Origin of the sequence: Hyalangium sp. (genome assembly GCF_035629615.1) — a bacterium.
Taxonomy (GTDB): domain Bacteria; phylum Myxococcota; class Myxococcia; order Myxococcales; family Myxococcaceae; genus Hyalangium.
This window is the reverse complement of sequence record NZ_DASPHO010000781.1, coordinates 1-18,941: the sequence shown is the minus strand read 5'-3', so window position 1 is coordinate 18,941 and position 18,941 is coordinate 1. Positions and strand designations below refer to the sequence as shown.

The following is an 18,941-nucleotide window of genomic DNA, read 5'->3' as shown; positions in this document are numbered from 1 at the left end:
CTCCACGCTCCTGGATGATCTGGAGTCCTATCGGCCCGTGGTCCTGCTCGATGGCCTGGACAAGCTCCCCCCGGATCAGGCGCGCGACTTCTTCCTCGACCAGAAGAAGAAGCCCATGGCCGAGCTGCCGGGCGCGGCCATCCTCACCATCCCGCTCTCGATGGTCTACGAGCCTACGTTCAACGTGCTCAGCGAGCGCTACAACAACGCCGACAACTCGGTGCTGCCGGCGGTGCGGCTCTACGACTTCCATTCCAAGGAGAAGTCGCGGGAGCGCCTGCAGAGCGGGTTCGACATGCTCCGGCACCTCATCGAGCGGCGGGTGAAGGGGATCGATCCGGACCTCATCCTGCCCGATGCCATCGATCGCGCCATCGAAGGCTCCGGGGGCAACATCCGTGAGCTGGGGCGGCTCATCCAGTCGAGCATCGTCAAGGCCGTCGTCCGTCAAGGATCCTTCGTCGAGCGAGTCGACATCGAGAGCGCCATCGTCGACCAGCGCGAGTCCTTCCGGCGGGCCTACCAGCCGCGCTTCCTCCCGGTGCTGAAGAAGGTCCAGAGCCAGATGCAGCTCGACAACGCCGACGACGTGGGCAAGCTGCTTCTCTACGGCCTGTGGGTGATGGAGTACCGCAACGGGATGGCGTGGTACTGCCTCCCGGTCCCGGTGGAGCAGCTCCTGCAGCAGATCGAGCGAGGGTAGGGCATGAACGCGGCCGCCTTCGTCGATGAGCTCGTCACGCGGCTCCAGCTCTCCCAGGGCTCGCAGACGCTCTTGCTGCTGGTGACCCAGGAGACGCAGGAGAGCGTCCCAGAGGAGCATGGCCTCGGCCGGGCCTCCGAGGTGCTCACGTCCTTGCTGCGGCACGCATCGCTCAACGTCCATGCGCTGCAGGCGGCCCAGGACGCGGGGCCCTCCTCCTGGGTCAAGGCCATGAAGGGCACGAGCGCCGATGCGTGGCTCACGGTGCTCACACCTGGCCGGAAGCTGCTGGCGAGGGAAGTGGCACGGCGGCTCAACGCGCAGCGCCAGCAGCTCCAGGACTTGTCGGCCCCGCTCATCCTCCTGGTCTCCGCTCAGACCGAGACCCTCATCCAGACGGACGCCCCGGACTTCCACACCTGGCGCGCGGCGACGTACGTCGTCCCCTCACTGCGCGAGCTTGAGACGCTGGCGCTCCAGCGAAACGTGGTGCAGGTCCGCCCGGTGGAGGCCCGCCGGCCCGTGTCGACCCGGCCGCCGATCCGCTTCCTGCACCTCTCGGATCTGCACCTGCGCCACGGGGATGCGCGCCGCTACGACCAGAACCGCGTCCTGCGAGGGCTCCTCGACTACCTGGGGAGCGCGAGCAGCGGCCCGCCGATCGATCTCATCTTCGCCACGGGGGACCTCGCCTTCTCCGGGCATGCGGACGAGTTCGCGCTCGTCACCGAGTTCCTCCGAGAGCTGCTGGAGGTGACAGGCGTACCGCCGGAGCACCTGTTCGTCGTCCCGGGCAACCATGATGTCGACCGGAGCGCCGGGCGATGGCTCCTGCGCACCCTGGAGTCAGATGACGAGGCGACGGCCTTCTTCGTCTCGGAGGGCAACCGCCGGTGGCATGCGGAGAAGCTCGCGGCATACCGCCAGGCGATGTCGGACCTGCTGGGGGCGAAGCGGAGCCTGGGGCTTCGGTGCGGCGCCGAGGCCGTGGAGATCGTCAACATCCGCGACAGCACGATCGCGATCGCTTCGTTCAACTCGTCCTGGTTCGCGCAGGACGACGAGGACCAGTCCAAGCTGTGGCTGGGCGAGGCGAACGTGGATCAGGCGGGCGAGCGCATCCGCGACGCGGGAGTCGCCCTGGCGTTGGCGCTGATGCACCACCCGCTGGATCACCTGGCGGAGGCCGAGCGGTCACACGTGGGGGATCACCTCGAGCGCACGTTCGATCTCATCCTGCGGGGCCACCTGCATACCCCCAAGAGCCAGGCGCTCCGCTCCCAGCGGGGCGGGTACCTGGAGCTGGCCGCACCTGCCGCCTACCAGGGGAGCAAGTGGCCCAATGGGTGCATCGTGGGAGCCGTCGATCTCGAGGCCCGCCGTGTCGAGCTGACGCCGCTGCGCTTCGGCTCGGGCGCCGACCCGTGGATGCTCGACACGACCATCTTCCCGGACGATGCCCACCGAGGCTACCGGCATACCTTCGAGCTGCGGGAGCGGCGCACGGGCTCTCAGGTCGCCACCTCGCTCGCGGCGGAGCTGGAGCGCATGTACACGCAGCTCGGGCGCCAGGAGCGAACGCAGGTCCAGCGCGAGCTCGGCGTCATCTCGAAGAGCCCGGGGCTGGCGGACGAGACGACGCTCCGGCTCCTCAAGCACTCCGAGTGGCTGAAGGACTTCTGGCAGGCGCTCAGCCGGTACTCGAGGGGAAGCAGCAGTGGCGATGCGCTGACCCGGCTCGCGCAGCGCATGTCGGAGCACGTCACGGCTCCGCCGAAGCCCATGGCGCTCAGCAAGACGGGCGCGCTCAAGCAGCTGCTCTTCGAGTTCGCGGAGTTCTGGAGGGCGCAGGGCTCCGCCTGGTGCGAGGACTTCTCGGGGGTCGCCGCGCGCAAGCTCGTGGTGGGGGCGTTCTTCTGCCGCGCCTTCCAGGGCCAGGTCCGGCTCGATGCTCCCAGTCCCACCGGGGGGTATGACTATGCGGACATCCTCCTGGGAGGGGATGAGCGCGAGTCCTCACGCCGTGCGGTCATCGGGGTAACGGCAGAGCACCTCTCGAGAGGGAGCCTCGAGGGGATCTTCACGGCGGGGGATGCGCTCCGCGCGGGGTTCCAGGCCGAGCACGTAGCGATGATCCTGCTGCCGGGCAGCGGGCTGGAGAAAGGGGAGGGCCCTGGGCTGACGGCGCACTTCGAGCGAGAGGGGCGCAACGTGCACGTCCTCCATATCTGAGGGAGGACGTTCCCGATCAGGCGTCCTCGTCGCCCAGCTGGGCTCGGAGGCGGGACAGGCGCATGGGGCCGATGAGCCCCTGCTGGGAGAGCAGCTGCAGCAGCTCCACCGTGGCGCGCAGCCGGGCCTCCTGGACTTCCTCCGACTGGTCGGCGATGTCCGACTCCACCAGCACATCCATGTGCTCGGGGTTGATGGGGGTGGGGCCCTCCGACCAGGCGATGTCGAAGAGGCGCTTGGCGATGTGGGCGCGTGCGGTCCGCTCCGCGTCGGTGGCCCCCTTCTGCGAGAACTTCATCATCAGGGCGTCCACGCCCTCCCGGGTCAGGGAGGCAAGCGCGGGGATCTCTCCGAGCGCCTCCCCCACGAAGGCCGTATCGAAGCTGTCCACCTCCTCGTCGTAGCCGAAGGCCTCCTCGAGCAGGATGGAGGCGATGAAGGACTCTGTCTCCTCCTCCGAGGCTCCCTCCGAGGTGAGCGCCTCGCGGGCCTTGGCGGTGGCCGGGGCGAGCCGGGAGTCATGTGCGATGGCGCGCGCGGCGGTGTGCGCCGCCAGGAGCACGAGCGAGGCCTGGGAGTCGGAGGCCAGCTTGCGGCCGGTGACGCCGAGCACCTCGGCGCGCTGCTGAGGGTGCGCGGCGGCGGTGGCGGTGAAGATCTGCTCCTCGGCATCGAGGGCCTCGCCCGCCTTCTCCTTGCGGAGTGTCTCGCGGGCGGCTTCGAGGCTGAGGAAGCGGGCGATCAGTGGGTGCATGCCGCGCCTGTTACCACATGCTAGAGAGCAAGCGATGAGCACGGAGCAGGAAGGGCCGGAGGCAGTGCGGCGCGCGACAGATGCGTGCCTGCGGCTGCTGGCATTGCGCGCCCGGAGCCGCCACGAGTTGGAGCTGGCCATGGGGCGCAAGGGCTTCTCTGCCCAGGTCCAGGGGGAAGTGTTGAAGAAGCTCCAGGGTTACGGCTACATCGACGACGCGCGCTTCGCCCGGGAGCGGGCCGCCTCGCTGCTGCAGCGGGGGAGGTTCGGCCCCCAGGCGGTGCTCCAGCGGCTCCAGGCCCATGGGCTGGGGAGCGAGGTAGCGCGCGAGGCGCTGGCCGCCGCCACCGGAGCCGGGGAGTTCGACGCCCTGGCCACCGCTCGGCAGGTGCTCGAGCGCCGGGGGCTGCTCGGCCGCCCGTTGACGCCCAAGGAGCAGGCGCGGGCTGGACGCCTCCTCCACAGCCGGGGCTTCTCTGAGGACGTCATCCGGCGGTTGCTCGGTGAACCAGCGCTGGATCCGTCCGGGTTGGACGATTAGCTTGCGTGAGTGCCTATGCGTCTTGCCGTCACCTGTCTGACCACTTTCCTGTTGCTCTCCACCGGCTGTGCCGCCCTCAAGGACGGGCAGGCCGGAGACCCGGACTATGCCTCCCAGGCCGAGGAGAATCTCCGCCTCGGGGAGGAGGCCCTGGAGAACCGCGACTTCTTCAAGGCCGAGAAGTACTTCGAGTTCGTGAAGACGAAGTTCCCGTACCTGGAGGCCTCCAAGGAGGCCGAACTGAAGCTGGGGGACGTGGACTTCGAGCAGGAGCGCTTCCCCGAGGCCCGCGAGAAGTACGAGTCCTTCATCAAGCTCCACCCCACGCACCCCAAGGTGGACTACGCCGCCTATCGCTCGGCGCTCTCGCACTTCAAGGACATGCCCTCGGACTTCTTCCTTCTGCCGCCTTCGGAGGAGAAGGACCAGACCGAGGTCCAGTCCTCGCTCAAGGCGATGAACAGCTTCCTGCGCCAGTACCCGGAGTCGCAGTACGCCAAGGAGGCGAAGGCGCAGGCGGATGACGCGAAGCGGCGGCTGGCCGAGCACGAGCTGTACGTGGCCGCCTTCTACCGCAAGCGCGAGCGCTGGCGGGCGGTGGCCCAGCGCCTGGAGGGGATGCTGACCCGCTACCCGGGCACCAAGTACGACGAGGAGGCGCTCTTCTCCCTCCATGAGGCGTACGTGAAGCTCAAGCAGCCGGACCGCGCCCAGGAGACGCTGCGCAAGGTCATCCAGCAGATGCCGGGCACGCCCGCCGCGGAGCGGGCTCAGCGTATGCTCGGCTCGTGAGGTCGACAGCGGACTGGAGCCGGCTGGGCGGGATCCTCATCGCTGCGACCGCGTTCGTGATGGTGGCGGTGGTGGGGCCCCGTGTGCTCGGGCTGGCCGCCGGTCCCGAGGCCGAGATCATCACCGCCCTCAAGCGCTTCGAGAAGGAGGGCATCTCGCTCCCCCTCGCAGGCGTCGCCCCCGAGCTCACCTCGCGCGAGCTTCACTACGCGCGCATCACCGTGCGGGTGGAGCCCGGAGGGCAACGGGCAGAGGTGCTGGCCACCCTGGACTTCACCGGCTCCCTGGGCGACACCCAGGTCAGCTCGCTGGGAGTGGAGCAGGTGCCCTTCGTCCTCCAGGACGGAGACTGGAAGCCTGAACGGGGGGAGGTGCCGCGCCTGGCGGCGGTGGTGGTGGCACTGGAGGCCCGCCGGCGAGCCCTGGAGCAGGGGGACCCGGCGACGCTGGCCAGGCTCTCGGGCCTGATGGGCGGGGAGGATGGCGGCTCGGAGGGGGTGGATGGCGGGTCGGAGGGGGTGGGAGAGCTGAGCCTGGACACGGTGCTGGCGCTCAAGAAGCGGAGCTACAGGGCTGGAGCGTGGTTCCTCCGGCTCGAGCGGGACGAGGCCGTGGCCACCGAGCACTGGCACCTGCAGGGGGACCTTCCCTCTCGGCCGGTAGACCTGCGGGGGGAGTCCCGGCACCGCCTCTTGCGTCGTGGTCAGGAATTCTTGTTTTCGTCGGCGCTCAGGTAGGCTAACGGTCTGATCGCCAGCTTTGGCGAGGTAGGGACATGGACGAGGCCCTCAAGCAGCTCCTCACCCTCGGGCGGGGCTATTTCGACAAGAAGCAGTACGCGCAGGCCGAGCAGTACCTGGCGCAGGTTGTGGAGCACAACCAGGCGTTCGCCGACGTCTACAACATGCTTGGCATCATCTACCACGACCAGGGCCAGTTCGCCCGGGCGCAGCGGGCCTTCGAGTCGGCGCTCCGCATCAACCCGGCCTACACCGAGGCGGCGCTCAACCTGGCGGTCATCTACAACGACATGGGCAAGTACGCCGAGGCGAAGGAGGTCTATCAGAACGCCCTCGCCCGGCAGAAGAACGGCCCCGGGGAGATGGATCCCTTCGTCAAGGGAAAGATTGCCAACATGTACGCCGACATTGGCAACGTGTTCGCCTCCAATGGCGCCTGGGAGCAGGCCATCGGCGAGTACCAGCGGGCCTTGGGGCTGTGTCCTCAATTCGTGGACATCCGCATCAAGCTGGGGGATGCCTTGCGGGATGCGGGCCGTCACGCGGAGGCCCTCAAGGAGTTCGAGCAGGCCATGGCGCAGAACCCGTCCTTCATGCCAGGTCGCATCCATTACGGAATCGCGCTTTACTCGGCGGGTCAGCGGGCCGAGGCGCTGAAGGTGTGGGAGGAGGTGCTGGCGCGAGATCCGGACAACAAGAGCGCGCGGATGTACCTCAATCTGGTGAAGGAGCCGGCGGGCAAGGCCGAGCAGGCGGGCTGATATTCATGGAAACCCTCTTCATCGAGGTCTCGGTACCGTGAGCACTCCGAGCGGGTCGAAGTCCTACGCCCTCAAGTTCATCTCAGGGAAGTACCAGGGCGGCGAGTTCCCCCTGAAGGCGGACAAGCAGATCGTCATTGGCCGGTCCAGTGAGCTGGACATGGTGCTCGTGGAGGACATGGTCTCGCGCAAGCACGCGAAGATCATGATCAGCAGCGGGAACATCACCATCGAGGATCTCGGCTCGACCAATGGCACCTTCGTCAACGGGGAGAAGGTGAAGCAGGCGCGCCTGAAGGAGGGGGACCGCATCCTCATAGGCACCTCCATCCTCAAGCTGATCCAGCAGGGCGCGGACTCGGTCAACGTGGACGAGCACGTCGTCAAGCAGAAGCTGGAGGAGGCCGCGGCGGCGCAGGCGGCGCGCTCCACGAAGACGTCGTCCATGACGGGGAAGATCGAGGAGATCCCCCTGCCGGACCTGCTGCAGCTGTTCCACACCTCCAAGAAGAACGGCGTGCTCGTCATCACCAACGAGCGCGAGGGGAGGATCTACCTGCGCCAGGGCCGCGTGTACTACGCGGTGATCGACGACAACCACAACCTGGGGCCGCAGAAGAGCTTCAACCGCATCATCACCTGGGAGATCGGCGACTTCGAGCTGCGCCCGGCGGACAACCAGGAGTTCATGGTCGAGCTGGACTCGTCCACCGAGGCGCTGCTGATGGACGCGCTTCGCCAGCTGGACGAGTTCAAGCGCATCCAGGGGATGCTGCCGGAAATGAACATGTCCATGCGGCTGGCCCAGCCGATGGCGGCGCCGCTCAAGGAGCTGACGCCCGAGATGCTGGACGTGCTCCAGCTGGTGCACAACTACGGCAGCCTCGCCGGGGTGCTGGACCACTCGGACCAGGACGACGTGCTGACGGCCGAGGCAGTGGTGCAGCTCATCAAACGCGAGTACGTGCAGGCAGGGTGATCTCATGGCGGACGAGCAGCAGCGGCCCAAGCGACTCACGGAATTGAGTCACCGCGCGGGCTGAGCGGCCAAGCTCCGGCCCGCGGATCTGGCGCAGGTCCTGCGCCGCCTGAAGACTGCGCAGGGCCCGCAGACGCTGGTGGGGTTCGCCACCAACGACGACGCGGCCGTCTATCGCCTTGCGCCCGGGCTGGCCGTGGTGGAGACGGTGGACTTCTTCCCGCCGGTGGTGGACGACCCGTTCCAGTTCGGAGCCATCGCCGCGGCGAACGCGCTCTCGGACATCTACGCCATGGGGGCGCGGCCGCTGTTCGCGCTCAACCTGGTGGGCTTCCCGTCGGAGCTGCCGCTCTCCATCCTGTCGAAGATCCTCGCCGGCGGGCAGGCGAAGGCGGACGAGGCGGGCATCCCCATCCTCGGTGGCCACAGCGTGCAGGATCCCGAGCCGAAGTACGGCATGGCCGTCACTGGGGTGGTGCACCCGAAGAAGGTGCTGACCAATGCGGGTGCGAAGCCAGGGGATGTGCTGATCCTCACCAAGCCGCTGGGCTCGGGCATCGCCACCACCGCCATCAAGCGGGGCGTGGCCTCCAAGGCCTTGGTGAAGCGCGTGGTGGGGGTGATGTCCACGCTCAACCGCTCCTCGGGAGAGGTGTTCGCCTCCGGGAAGTTCAAGGTGAACGCGCTCACGGACGTGACGGGCTTCGGCCTGCTGGGGCACCTGCTGGAGATGATGAAAGGGGCCAAGGCACGAGCCCTGCTGGCGCTGGAGCGCATCCCCATCATCCAGGAGGTGCCGGCGCTCGCGTCGCAGGGCGTGGTGCCCTCGGGCAGCAAGGCAAACCTCACCCACGTGAGCAAGCACGTGCGCTTCCCGGAGGGGCTCCCCGAAGACATCCGCTGGGTGCTCGCGGACGCGCAGACCAATGGGGGACTGCTGGCCTCCGTGCCGGCCCGGGACGCCCGTAAGGCGCTCCTCGCGCTGGAGAAGGCGGGCGTGGAGGCCGCGCTCATTGGCGAGGTGGCTCGGGGCCGCCCGGGAATCGATGTCGTGGGCTGAAGGGGAGGGTGGGATTCACCCCAGCGCCCGGGCTCCGATAGCATTGCGGGCGGCATGACGCTCCGCACCATCGTCCCTCTCGTGCTGTTGCTGTGCTGGTCCTCGACTGCTCTCGCTGAGCGCAGTGCCCGCATCGTCATCGATCCGGGGCACGGCGGCTCTCAAGATGGCGCGAAGGGACCTGGAAGCCTGCAGGAGAAGGAGGTCGTCCTCCAGCTGGCGAAGCGGCTGCGGGAGAAGCTGCAGAAGGAGGTGGGGGCGCAGGTGTTCCTCACCCGTGAGAAGGACGGGACGCTGCCGCTGCCCGAGCGTGTGCAGTTCGCCAACGGCAAGCGGCCGGACGTCTTCCTCTCCATCCACGCCAACTCCATGCCCACCAAGAAGCTGCGCGAGCGCATCGAGGGCATTGAGACGTACTTCCTGTCCGCGACGGCCTCGGGGGCGGGTGCGCGCTCGGTGGCGGACCGGGAGAACGCGGACGGCCCCGCGAGCCAGGCCGTCCAGAGCGACTCCACGCTGAACTTCATCATTCACGATCTGGTGCGCATGGAGGCCCACGCGGGCTCCTCGCGGCTGGCCTACGCCATCCACCAGCAGCTCATCTCCGCCACGGGTGCCACGGACCGCGGCGTCCTGCAGGCGCCCTTCTTCGTCCTCACGGGCGTGGAGGCCCCGGCAGTGCTCATCGAGGTGGGTTACATCTCCCACCCACAGGAGGGCACTCAGCTGGGGCGCGCCGAGTACCAGGAGAAGCTCGTCTCGGCCATCACCGAGGGGGTGAAGACCTTCCTGGGGGAGGTGAGCAAGCGCGATGCCTCCAAGGCCGAGGAGGCCCCCGCGAAGCCGGCGGAGGGGGAGCCCGTGGCCAGACCTGCCTCTCTTTGAGTTGAACTGGGACGGGCTGGCTCTGGTAGACAGCGGCTCTCTCTAGCCCGAGGAGCTGCCCGTGCGGTCCTTTCAACGCGGAGCGCTGGACCTTCGTCCCGTCACCCTCACGCCCGGTGTGAATCGTCACGCCGAGGGCTCCACGCAGGTGGAGTTCGGCCACACCAAGGTCCTCGTCACCTGCTCGGTGGAGGAGCGAGTGCCTCCACACCTGATGGGAAAGGGGACGGGCTGGGTGACGGCCGAGTACGGGATGCTCCCGCGCTCCACGCACACCCGCTCGCAGCGCGAGGCGGCCAAGGGCAAGCAGAGCGGCCGCACCATGGAGATCCAGCGCCTCATTGGCCGCTCCATGCGCGCGGCGATGGATCTCTCGACGCTGGGGACACGCACCCTCACGCTGGACTGTGACGTCATCCAGGCGGACGGGGGCACGCGCACCGCATCCATCACAGGCGCCTACGTGGCGCTGGTGCTGGCGCTGCGCAACCTGCAGAGCCGGGGGATCCTCTCGAAGATCCCGAGCCTCACCCCGCTGGCGGCGGTGTCCGTGGGCGTGGTGGGCGGCGAGGTGCGGGTGGATCTCGACTACGAGGAGGACTCCAGCGCGGACGTGGACCTCAACCTCGTGGCCACTGGGGACGGCCGGATCGTCGAGGTGCAAGGCACGGCCGAGCACAAGCTCTTCGACCGGAAGCTGCTGGACGGGATGCTCGACGGGGGCCTGGCGGCCATCCAGCAGCTCATGGCAGCGCAGGCGAAGGTGCTCGGATGAAGCCCCGACTCCTCTTCGCCACCACCAACCCGGGCAAGGTGAAGGAGCTGCGCGGGCTGGTGGGGGACGCGGTGGAGGTGGTGTCACTGAAGGACCTGCCTCCCATCCCCGAGCCGGTGGAGGATGGGGAGACCTTCGAGGCCAACGCGGCGAAGAAGGCCCGGGCCTACGCGGAGGCCTCGGGGCTGCCGAGCCTGGCGGACGACTCCGGGCTCTGCGTGGATGCCCTGGGCGGCCGGCCGGGAGTTCACTCGGCGCGCTATGCGGAAGGGGATGACCGAGCGAGGTACCAGAAGCTGCTCGGAGAGCTCGGGGGACTGCCAGAGGAGCGCCGGACGGCCTCGTTCCAGTGTGCCCTGTGCCTGGCGATGCCGGGCGGGGAGGCCCGGATCGAGGTGGGGCGCTGCGAGGGGCGCATCCTCACGGGCCCCCGGGGCTCACACGGCTTTGGGTATGACCCGGTCTTCTTCATCCCTGCGCTGGGCAAGACGATGGCGGAGCTGACTCCGGAGGAGAAGGCAGGGGTCTCCCACCGGGGGCAGGCCTTCAGGAAGATGCGGCCTGCGCTGCTGGCTCTCCAGGCGGGTAGCTGACAGGTCAGTCAGGTTCAACTTGCGCGTCCGTGCGCAATGTCACAAGAATGGCCGTCTTCATCGGGGCGTAGCGCAGCCTGGTAGCGCACCTGCCTTGGGCGCAGGGGGTCGGAGGTTCGAATCCTCTCGCCCCGATATTGAAGCAGCGAAGCAGTAAGGGACGGTAGAAGCTCCAGTAGCTCAGCCGGATAGAGCATCGGCCTTCTAAGCCGGGGGTCGCAGGTTCGAGTCCTGCCTGGGGCGCCATCCTTCCCTAGCTCATTTGGGCCTTGTCACGGTCCCGGCTTCCACGATAGGGAAGCCGCCCGTTTCACCCTGTTGTACGGTTGTAGGCATCACGGCGGCCATAGCTCAACTGGTTAGAGCGCTGGACTGTGACTCCAGAGGTTACCGGTTCGATCCCGGTTGGCCGCCCACCTTGTCTCCCCCAAGCGCCCATAGCTCAACTGGATAGAGCATTGGCCTTCGAAGCCAAGGGTTGGGGGTTCAAGTCCCTCTGGGCGCGCTCTTGTAAGGGGCTGGAATCGCCGGGAAAGCTCCCCGGTGGCTCCGGCCCCTTCGCTTGCGGGCGCTACGCCCGGACCACCGACTGCAGCATGGCCTGGGCCGCCTCGACCACTGCAGGCGGGGCCACGCGCAGCGAGCCAGTCTGGAAGGGCGGCGCAGGGTCGTACTCGATCCCCAGTTGGATGGACTGAGCCAGCAGCGCCCCGAACTCCTTCGCCACCAGGGCCAGCGCCATGTCAATGCCCGCGGACACGCCCGCGGCGGCCACCACCTTGCCATCGAACACGACGCGCTCGGCCACGGGCGTTGCTCCGAAGTTGCGGAGGTGCTCGAGCACCATCCAGTGGGTCGTCGCGCGCTTGCCCTGGAGCAGGCCCGCTGCGCCCAGGATGAGCGCGCCCGTGCACACGGATGTCGTCCAGCGCGAGGACGCATCCATCGCTCGCAGCCACGAGAGCACTCGCTCGTCGCCCATCACCTTGGACGGATCCGGACTCCCAGGGACGACAAGGATGTCTGCGCGGGACACTTCTTCCAGCCGCTTGTCCGCGTGGATCCGGACACCCAGATCCGTGCGCACCGGGCCCGCCTCGGTGGCGACCAAGTGGAGGCGCGCATTGGGCACCATACCGAGCACCTGGTACGGGCCGATGAAGTCCAGCGAGGTCATGTTGTCATAGAGCAGGAAGGCGATGTCCATGGTGTGTGTCCCCCGGTCGGGTCTCAGGCAGCGCCTCCATGGCGCTGACTGGAGCCAGACTACGCTTGCCAGGTAATGGCAGGACTGCCAATGATTTGACGTTCTCTGCCAACCCATGTCTGTGCGGGTGCCCACCATGAGGGAGCGTTCAAGCGGATCCATCCGGAGCCAGTCGGCACGGCGGGTGGTGATCGTGGCCTTCCCCGAGGTCCAGATCCTGGACCTCGCGGGACCTTCCTCGGTGTTCACCACGGCCTCACGGCTGGTGAGTCCGAAGCAGCCCGGTTACCACGTCGAGATCGCGGCCCTGCGGCCGGGCCCAGTGGTGACGGAGGGAGGGGTGCTCCTCCATGCGACTGTCTCGCTGGAGCGCGTGCGCGGGCCCGTGGACACGTTGCTGGTCCCTGGCGGAGAGGTCACCCTGCGCCGGGATGCCGAACCTGCGCTCCCTCCGCACCTGCGCCGCCTGGCTGGCCATTGTCGGCGCGTGGCGTCTGTGTGCTCGGGGAGCTTCCTGCTCGCCCGGGCCGGGCTGCTGGATGGTAAGCGCGTTACCACGCACTGGCTCGCTTGCGACGAGCTCCAGCGGCAGCACCCCAGCTGCAAGGTGCTCGGGGACCAGATCTTCGTCCGGGACGGCCAGATCTGGACCTCGGCGGGAGTCACCAGCGGGATCGACCTTGCCCTCGCGATGGTGGAAGAGGATCTCGGCCGGGAGGTAGCGCGTCAGGTGGCACGTCTGCTGGTGGTGTACCTCCGCCGCCCGGGTGGGCAGAGCCAGTTCAGCGTTCAGATGGCCTCCCAGTGGGCCTCACGTGCCCCCATCCGTGAGGTGCAGGAGTGGCTGCCGGAGCACCTCCGGGAGGATCTGTCGGTCGAGACGTTGGCGCGGCGCGCGGCGATGAGCCCGCGGAACTTCGCCCGGGCCTTCAGCGCACAGGTCGGCGTGACGCCCGCCAGGTACGTCGAGCGCCTGCGAGTGGAGGCGGCGCGTGCGTCTCTCGAGGCTACCCAACAAACCGTGAAGGAGATTGCCACCGAGGTGGGGTTCAGCACACTGGAGACGATGCACCGCGTGTTCAAGCGCGCGCTCGGAGTGCCCCCCGCTGAGTACCGCCGCCGGTTCGCTCCTCGAGCGTGACACTAACGGGGGAAGCACCCTTCAGAAACGACTGAAGCCCGGCGGAGTACGATCCGCCGGGCCGCGCAGGACAGTCTCAGATGGTGGAGGTGGGCGACATGGGTTCGGGGATGCCGCGGAGCCGGTGACCGAACCGCGTACGGATGATGGCTCCGAAGGCGACCATCGTGGCGAGCGTCAGCACCACCGGGCCGATTCCTGGGATGGCGCCCACGGTCAGCAGGGCGAGCAGCCCCATCGCCAGCACCGCCGCCTGCGTCTTGCGCCCGCGCAGCACGGGCACCTTCAGGCCGATCTCGCTGGCCAGCACCGCCAGGCCCATGGCCGCCACCACCGGCACCACCAGCCACATCGCCACCACCACTGGGATGCCGATGATGGTGATCGCCAACACCGCCGTGAGCGGGATCAGCGCGATGAACCCCAGCAGCCCCGTCAACCCGCTCTTGACGGGCTGGTTCTTGATCTCCGCCGACAGCTCCTTCATGCGCGCCGGGAAGAAGAGCTGTCCGAGGAAGCCCAGCCCGAACAGCGCGGCGAACCGCAGGATGAACCCCACGAGCCCTCCACCCGAGTGCCGCTCCTCTTTCTCGACCGTGGAGCTCACCGCGCGCGCCTCCTGGCTCTCCTCCTCGGGCGCATCACTCCGGAACTCGTTCTTCAGGCTGTCCTTGACCTCGCTGGCCACCAGGGCGCCGAGGCTCCCGCCGCTGAAGGTCTCGGTGCTGCCCTCCACCCACGTGCCCTTCTCGCGGATGACCGTGCCGCCAATGGCCGAGACATCGCCCTCCACGGACGCCCCTTCATGCAGGACGACGTTGCCGCCGAACGCATGCGCGTCTCCCTCCACATGGCCGTAGACGTCCAGGTTGCCGCCGAAGGCCACCGCATCCTCCTCCACCTGGCCCTTCACCAGCAGGTTGCCGCCGTAGACGACGGCATTGTCCACCGACTCGCCCTCCTTCACCTCCAGCGACTGGCCGCGGGCTACCACGTCGTGTTCCCCCTTGCCTCGGCGCTGCGCCCGGCGCACCCCCTCGCGGACCCGCTCCTGGATCTCTCGAGGGTCGAGGTCATCCGCCGAGATCAGCGGCAGGGCGGGCAGGGCGGGAAGCGCCGGAGGAGCCGGAGGCACGACGGCCATCGGCGACGCGGGAGCTGCCACCGGGGCCGGCGGGGACACACGGGCGGTCTGCTCCGCCGCCGTCAGGGGGCGCAGCGTGAAGATGGAGCCGTCCTGATCCAAGCGCAGTGAATAGGTGCGCGCCAGGGTGCGCAGGGCCTGCTCGGCGGTGATGCCCTGCAGGTGCACCTCCACGGAGGTGTCCAGGTCGCCGGTCGCCACCAGGTTGAGACCTCCGTCCTCGGCAATGCGCTTGAGTGCATCCCCGAGCGTGCCGCGGAAGTTCACGTCAATGCTCTTCACGGCCGGCATGGCGGCCGAGGCCTCGGCGGCAGTGGGGAGCGGGGTCTCCTGGGCCAGGGCAACGGGCGCGCCGAGCAGGAGGGTGGGCAGCAGGAGGCGTGAGGCAATCTTCATGGTGGCACCTGGGCGAGGCTCACCCGCCCGCGGCGCCCCGGTAAGTCGGGGGCATGCGGACCAGGTGAGGAGAGCAACAGCGTTCGCATCCAGGTCTACGGAGCAGGCATCTCCCCATTGCATCCAGGCCTGACCCGTCGGCTGCCCACCTGGCGCGCACTCTCTAACGCTCGGTTTCCACCCAAGAAAAACGCCGTGCCAGGGCTCCCCGGCACGGCGTTCATGTTCTCAGCGCTCTTCGAGGCCTTCGATCAGGCCTCGACGGACGCCTCCTTCTTGGAGGAAGCCGAGGGCACCCGGCACCGCAGCTCCGTCTCGGCCTCCAGCGCCGCGAGGTTCTCGCGCATCGCCTTGGCCCACTTCGCCTTGGGCTGCTCCATCAGCTTCTCGTGCGCCATGTCGATGGTCTCGCTCAGCTCGTCATCGCTGAGCTCCGAGGCCGTCTTCCCCTTGTAGGGACCGAAGGCCACCACCGTCGCTGAGCTCTTGGGACGCGGCTGCTCGGCCTGCGGCGCCACCGGCTCCTCCAGCTTCACGTCCATGCTCAGCTGCGCGGACCCATTGCCAGACTTCTCCTCCTTGCCCCCCGTGGGCAGGGGAGAGAAGGACGCCTTCACCAGGCCCGGCTTCACGCCGAGCACCTCATAGGCGCCATTGCCCGTAGCGGGTGCGTGCTCCTCGGAGACTGCCGGAGTCGTGTCGTACTCCTCCGCCGGCATCTCCTCGCGCACGTACAGGCCGCCGAAGGCCTCCGGGTACGCCTTGCGCAGCGCCGCCACGCGTGCGCACTTCTCGATCATCGTCGTGGGGATCTTCGCCCACAGCGGCGTCTGCTGGACGTAGCCCGCGAAGTCCAGCCACACCACCACGGGCAGCTTGCCCTCGCGCACCACCCGCGCCCAGGCGCCTACCAGCGCGCCCTTGCGCTTGGCCGGGTTGAAGCGGTGCACCACCTCCCCCTTGCCCTGATCGACGATGATCTCGTCCTCGGCGTACACCGCACTGGCCTGGATGCCCTTGAAGTCCGGGAAGCGCTCGGCACGCGCCAACATCCCCGCCTCCGAGGGCTGGAACTCGTAGCGCGTCACCCAGTTGGGCCGCTCCCGGTTGCCCGCGTTCTGTCGGCGTCCCACGCAGAACGCCTCCTTCAACAGCGGATCCAACCCCGAGCGCTTGCACTGCTCGATGAAGAGCGCGAACTCGTCCTCGCCGATCCCCTTGGGGCAGATCGTCCTTCGGATAAGCTCCACGCGCTCGCGGCTCCAGGCCGACTGGGCCGCCGCGGTGTCCACCTTGTTCTGTCCGTCCGTCACTGTGCTTCTCCGTTCGAAAAGGCGGACGACCTCCGTCCGCCTGCCTGGCGTGCTGCGGTACGACCACGTTTTGAGGATGCTCCCGGTGATCCTCCCAGCGCGGGACGATCACAGGCCGCAGCGTGGTTCAAACGCACAGTAGGATCTGGGCCTTCTCGGCCGCAGGAATGCTCCCCGCGCACGTCCGGACAGCGGCCGGACAGCCCTGGATCAGGGGAATTTCGGCGTGGGGGCAAAAACGTTTGACAGCGCGGGCGGCCTTCAGTAGTTAGCGCCGCCACTCGACAGCGCGTCACGACGCGCCGCATCGAGCGCCAAGCCGGGAGCGTAGCTCAATTGGCAGAGCAATGGACTCTTAATCCATAGGTTGTGGGTTCGATTCCCTCCGCTCTCACTCGTCGGGGCTCCTTCAGAAATGAGGGGGCCCCGACGTCTTTCCGGGGTCCTCTTCTCCGCGTCAGGGGCTGAACACCCGGATCGTTTCGGAGTAGAAGGACGCGCAGCGCCGCTGGGCGGGTGGCGAAACTGGTAGACGCGCCAGACTTAGGATCTGGTACCGCAAGGTGTGAGGGTTCGAGTCCCTCCTCGCCCATTTCGCGTTGACCCTTCCGTACGTATCTCCTAAAGCCGCACCTCCCACACTCTCTCTCATTCGGCGCTGGCGCGGCCTCCCCGCGCGGCGAGCGAGGCGTTCATGAAGGTCCAGGTCGAGGAGCTGTCTCCAGTCGAGAAGAAGCTCTCCATCGAGGTTGACAGCGCGCGCGTGGCGGACGAGCTGTCGCGCGCCTACACGGCGATTGGCCGCCAGGTGAAGCTGCCCGGCTTCCGCCAGGGCAAGGTCCCCCGCCGCATCCTCGAGCAGCGGTTCCGTGAGCAGGTGGAGGACGACGTCATCCAGCGCGTGGTGCAGACCGCGTACGTGGAGGCCATCACCCAGCACGACGTGGAGCCAGTGAGCCAGCCCCAGGTCACCAACTCCGGCCTCAAGCCCGGCTCGCCCTTCTCCTTCGAGGCCCGGGTGGAGGTGAAGCCGAAGATCGACGCGAAGGACTACAAGGAAGTGCCGCTCAAGAAGAGCGAGTCGGCCGTCGATGACGCCCAGGTCAACGAGCAGCTCGAGAAGATGCGCCAGTCGCACTCGACCCTGGAGCCGGTGACGGACCGGGACGTGGCGCGCGCGGGGGAGTTCGCCACGGTGGACTACGACGCCACCATCGACGGCCAGCCCTTCACCGGCAGCAAGGCCGAGGGCGTCACAGCGGAGATCGTCCCCGGCGAACTGGTGGACTCCAACATCGCCGCCCTGGAGGGCGTCAAGGTCGGGGACACCAAGGAGATCGACTACGCCTTCCCGCCGGACTACCGCGTGGAGGAGGTGAAGGGGAAGACGGCCCGCTTCAAGCTCCACCTCAAGGGCATCAAGGAGAAGAAGGTCCCCGATCTCAACGACGAGCTCGCCAAGGAGCTGGGCGCCCCGACGGTGGACGAGCTGCGCGCCAAGGTGAAGTCCAACCTGGAGGCCACCGCGCGCTCCAAGGCCCAGAACGAGGACCGCGAGGCCCTCATCAAGGCTCTCATCGAGCGCAACCCCTTCGAGGTGCCCAAGGCCATGGTGGAGCGCGCCATCGACTCCATGCTGGAGGGCGCCATGCGCCAGATGCAGCGCTCCGGGCTGGATGTGGGCAACCTGGGCCTGGACTTCATGCGCCTGCGCGACGAGATGCGCGAGCGCGCCGTCCAGGAGGTGAAGGGCACGCTCCTCTTCGAGGCCATCGCCCTCAAGGAGGGTATCCAGGCGACCGACGCTGACATGGACAAGAAGATCGAAGAGCTGGCGACCGAGGCCGGTCAGCCCGTCGCCAACGTTCGCAAGTACTTCAAGAGCCAGGATGACCGCTTCGGGTTGAACCTCCGACTGCGGGAAGAAAAGACCATTGAATTCCTGAAGGCTCAGGCGAAGTATTCATAGGACTTTCCGCTCCGTTTCCCGAGGCCTACATGCCCTTCATGCCCATTCCCTACGTCATCGAGCAGACTCACCGGGGTGAGCGCTCGTACGACATCTACAGCCGGCTCCTGAAGGATCGCATCGTGATGCTCGGGACGGAGATCGACGATGACGTGTCTAACGCCATCGTCGCCCAGCTGCTCTTCCTGGAGTCCGAGGACCCGGACAAGGACATCAACCTCTACGTCAACTCGCCCGGCGGCTCCGTCACGGCGGGCCTGGCCATCTATGACACGATGCAGTACGTGAAGTGTCCCGTGTCCACCATCTGTGTGGGTCAGGCGGCCTCCATGGGAGCCGTGCTCCTGCTCGCCGGCGCGAAGGGCAAGCGCTACGCCCTGCCGAGCGCTCGCATCATGATCCACCAGCCGCTCGGTGGGGCGCGTGGCCAGGCGACGGACATCGAGATCCAGGCCAAGGAAATCCTGCGGATGCGGGCCAAGCTCAACGATCTCATCGTCAAGCACACCGGGCAGGCGCTTGAGCGGGTAGAGAAGGACACCGACCGCGATTACTTCATGGGGGCAGCCGAGGCGAAGGTCTACGGCATCATCGACGAGATCCAGAACCCCCGGAAGACGGTGGTGCTGGGCAAGGACGAGAAGAAGTAGCCGCGCGCACCGCCGTGCGGCAGCCAGCCGGAGTCGCGGGAGGGAGGAATGTCGCCCCGCGCCTCCGGCTTTCTGTTTCCTGCGGTACGCTGGATTTGCTGTTAACTACCTCCCAGGTGCGTGGACGTCCCGGCGTGGGGCTGACTAGATTGAACCGGGCCAGGGGTTCGGACGGTTTTTGGAAGGTTTCTTCCAGAGAGGCGCAGCGAGGGCATCATGGCGGGCAAGAACGTGGAGAAGCGAGACAACCAGACCCTCTGCTGCTCCTTCTGCGGCAAGTCGCAGAAGGAGGTGAAGAAGCTCATC

The 18,941-nt window shown here is 67.7% G+C and carries 19 protein-coding genes and 6 tRNA genes; 21 read left to right on the top strand and 4 right to left on the bottom strand.

From position 1 onward, the window contains the following. Positions 1-703, top strand: a 703-nt coding sequence (locus VD972_RS39110; protein WP_324993998.1) for a hypothetical protein, incomplete at its 5' end; no start/stop codon positions are given. A 3-nt stretch (positions 704-706) separates the two neighbouring features. Then, the gene (locus tag VD972_RS39105) at positions 707-2,935 is read left to right on the top strand and encodes a metallophosphoesterase (RefSeq protein WP_324993996.1); all 2,229 of its coding nucleotides are present in this window, start codon (positions 707-709) and stop codon (positions 2,933-2,935) included. Positions 2,936-2,951: 16 nt separating this feature from the next. Here VD972_RS39105 and VD972_RS39100 read toward each other — a convergent pair whose 3' ends face one another. Further along, positions 2,952-3,689, bottom strand: a complete 738-nt coding sequence (locus VD972_RS39100) for a hypothetical protein (RefSeq protein WP_324993993.1) — start codon at positions 3,687-3,689, stop codon at positions 2,952-2,954. Positions 3,690-3,723: 34 nt separating this feature from the next. Here VD972_RS39100 and VD972_RS39095 point away from each other — a divergent pair, with 34 nt between their 5' ends. The 13 genes from VD972_RS39095 to VD972_RS39035 all read left to right on the top strand — a co-directional run bounded on the left by VD972_RS39095 (position 3,724) and on the right by VD972_RS39035 (position 11,320). Then, complete coding sequence (locus tag VD972_RS39095; protein WP_324993992.1) at positions 3,724-4,230, top strand: regulatory protein RecX; 507 nt, start codon at positions 3,724-3,726, stop codon at positions 4,228-4,230. A 15-nt stretch (positions 4,231-4,245) separates the two neighbouring features. Then, the gene (locus VD972_RS39090) at positions 4,246-5,022 is read left to right on the top strand and encodes an outer membrane protein assembly factor BamD (RefSeq protein WP_324993990.1); all 777 of its coding nucleotides are present in this window, start codon (positions 4,246-4,248) and stop codon (positions 5,020-5,022) included. Beyond that, the gene (locus tag VD972_RS39085; protein WP_324993988.1) at positions 5,019-5,759 is read left to right on the top strand and encodes a hypothetical protein; all 741 of its coding nucleotides are present in this window, start codon (positions 5,019-5,021) and stop codon (positions 5,757-5,759) included. The genes VD972_RS39090 and VD972_RS39085 overlap by 4 nt, the downstream gene beginning before the upstream one ends. Before the next feature lie 38 nt (positions 5,760-5,797). After that, a complete protein-coding gene (locus VD972_RS39080; protein WP_324993986.1) occupies positions 5,798-6,523 on the top strand; it encodes a tetratricopeptide repeat protein in 726 nt (241 codons plus the stop codon). A gap of 37 nt (positions 6,524-6,560) precedes the next feature. Further along, positions 6,561-7,502: an FHA domain-containing protein gene (locus tag VD972_RS39075; RefSeq protein WP_324993984.1), complete on the top strand. Its 942-nt coding sequence runs from the start codon at positions 6,561-6,563 to the stop codon at positions 7,500-7,502. Positions 7,503-7,506: 4 nt separating this feature from the next. After that, on the top strand, positions 7,507-8,562 hold the full coding sequence (selD, locus tag VD972_RS39070) for a selenide, water dikinase SelD (protein WP_324993982.1): 1,056 nt from the start codon (positions 7,507-7,509) through the stop codon (positions 8,560-8,562). A 54-nt stretch (positions 8,563-8,616) separates the two neighbouring features. Beyond that, positions 8,617-9,447: an N-acetylmuramoyl-L-alanine amidase gene (locus tag VD972_RS39065; protein WP_324993980.1), complete on the top strand. Its 831-nt coding sequence runs from the start codon at positions 8,617-8,619 to the stop codon at positions 9,445-9,447. 61 nt (positions 9,448-9,508) lie between these two features. After that, entirely contained in the window at positions 9,509-10,222 is a 714-nt protein-coding gene (gene rph, locus VD972_RS39060; protein WP_324993978.1) for a ribonuclease PH, read from the top strand. Continuing rightward, the gene (locus tag VD972_RS39055; protein ID WP_324993976.1) at positions 10,219-10,815 is read left to right on the top strand and encodes an XTP/dITP diphosphatase; all 597 of its coding nucleotides are present in this window, start codon (positions 10,219-10,221) and stop codon (positions 10,813-10,815) included. The genes rph and VD972_RS39055 overlap by 4 nt, the downstream gene beginning before the upstream one ends. A gap of 61 nt (positions 10,816-10,876) precedes the next feature. After that, a tRNA-Pro gene (locus tag VD972_RS39050) sits at positions 10,877-10,950 on the top strand. 34 nt (positions 10,951-10,984) lie between these two features. Beyond that, positions 10,985-11,061: transfer RNA gene (locus tag VD972_RS39045), tRNA-Arg, on the top strand. Positions 11,062-11,155: 94 nt separating this feature from the next. Then, positions 11,156-11,229: transfer RNA gene (locus tag VD972_RS39040), tRNA-His, on the top strand. A 17-nt stretch (positions 11,230-11,246) separates the two neighbouring features. Beyond that, positions 11,247-11,320 (top strand) — tRNA-Arg (locus tag VD972_RS39035). A gap of 66 nt (positions 11,321-11,386) precedes the next feature. On the opposite strand, the gene VD972_RS39030 is transcribed toward VD972_RS39035, so the two are convergent. Then, entirely contained in the window at positions 11,387-12,022 is a 636-nt protein-coding gene (locus VD972_RS39030) for a DJ-1/PfpI family protein (protein WP_324993974.1), read from the bottom strand. Positions 12,023-12,158: 136 nt separating this feature from the next. On the opposite strand from VD972_RS39030, the gene VD972_RS39025 reads away from it, so the two are divergent. After that, entirely contained in the window at positions 12,159-13,163 is a 1,005-nt protein-coding gene (locus VD972_RS39025) for a GlxA family transcriptional regulator (protein ID WP_324993972.1), read from the top strand. A 76-nt stretch (positions 13,164-13,239) separates the two neighbouring features. On the opposite strand, the gene VD972_RS39020 is transcribed toward VD972_RS39025, so the two are convergent. Then, positions 13,240-14,703, bottom strand: coding sequence for a hypothetical protein (locus VD972_RS39020; protein ID WP_324993970.1), 1,464 nt, complete (start codon positions 14,701-14,703; stop codon positions 13,240-13,242). A 251-nt stretch (positions 14,704-14,954) separates the two neighbouring features. Next, positions 14,955-16,016 carry a phage recombination protein Bet gene (gene bet / locus VD972_RS39015; protein ID WP_324993968.1) on the bottom strand — a complete coding sequence of 354 codons (1,062 nt, stop codon included), beginning with the start codon at positions 16,014-16,016 and terminating at the stop codon, positions 14,955-14,957. Between the two features lie 321 nt (positions 16,017-16,337). Between bet and VD972_RS39010 the strand changes: the two genes are divergently transcribed. The 5 genes from VD972_RS39010 to VD972_RS38990 all read left to right on the top strand — a co-directional run. Continuing rightward, a tRNA-Lys gene (locus VD972_RS39010) sits at positions 16,338-16,410 on the top strand. Between the two features lie 116 nt (positions 16,411-16,526). Further along, positions 16,527-16,608 (top strand) — tRNA-Leu (locus VD972_RS39005). Between the two features lie 102 nt (positions 16,609-16,710). Next, positions 16,711-17,985: a trigger factor gene (tig, locus tag VD972_RS39000; protein ID WP_324993966.1), complete on the top strand. Its 1,275-nt coding sequence runs from the start codon at positions 16,711-16,713 to the stop codon at positions 17,983-17,985. Between the two features lie 29 nt (positions 17,986-18,014). After that, on the top strand, positions 18,015-18,635 hold the full coding sequence (clpP, locus tag VD972_RS38995) for an ATP-dependent Clp endopeptidase proteolytic subunit ClpP (RefSeq protein ID WP_324993964.1): 621 nt from the start codon (positions 18,015-18,017) through the stop codon (positions 18,633-18,635). A gap of 216 nt (positions 18,636-18,851) precedes the next feature. Then, positions 18,852-18,941: ClpX C4-type zinc finger protein (locus tag VD972_RS38990; protein WP_324994000.1), on the top strand; the 90-nt coding region annotated here is incomplete at its 3' end.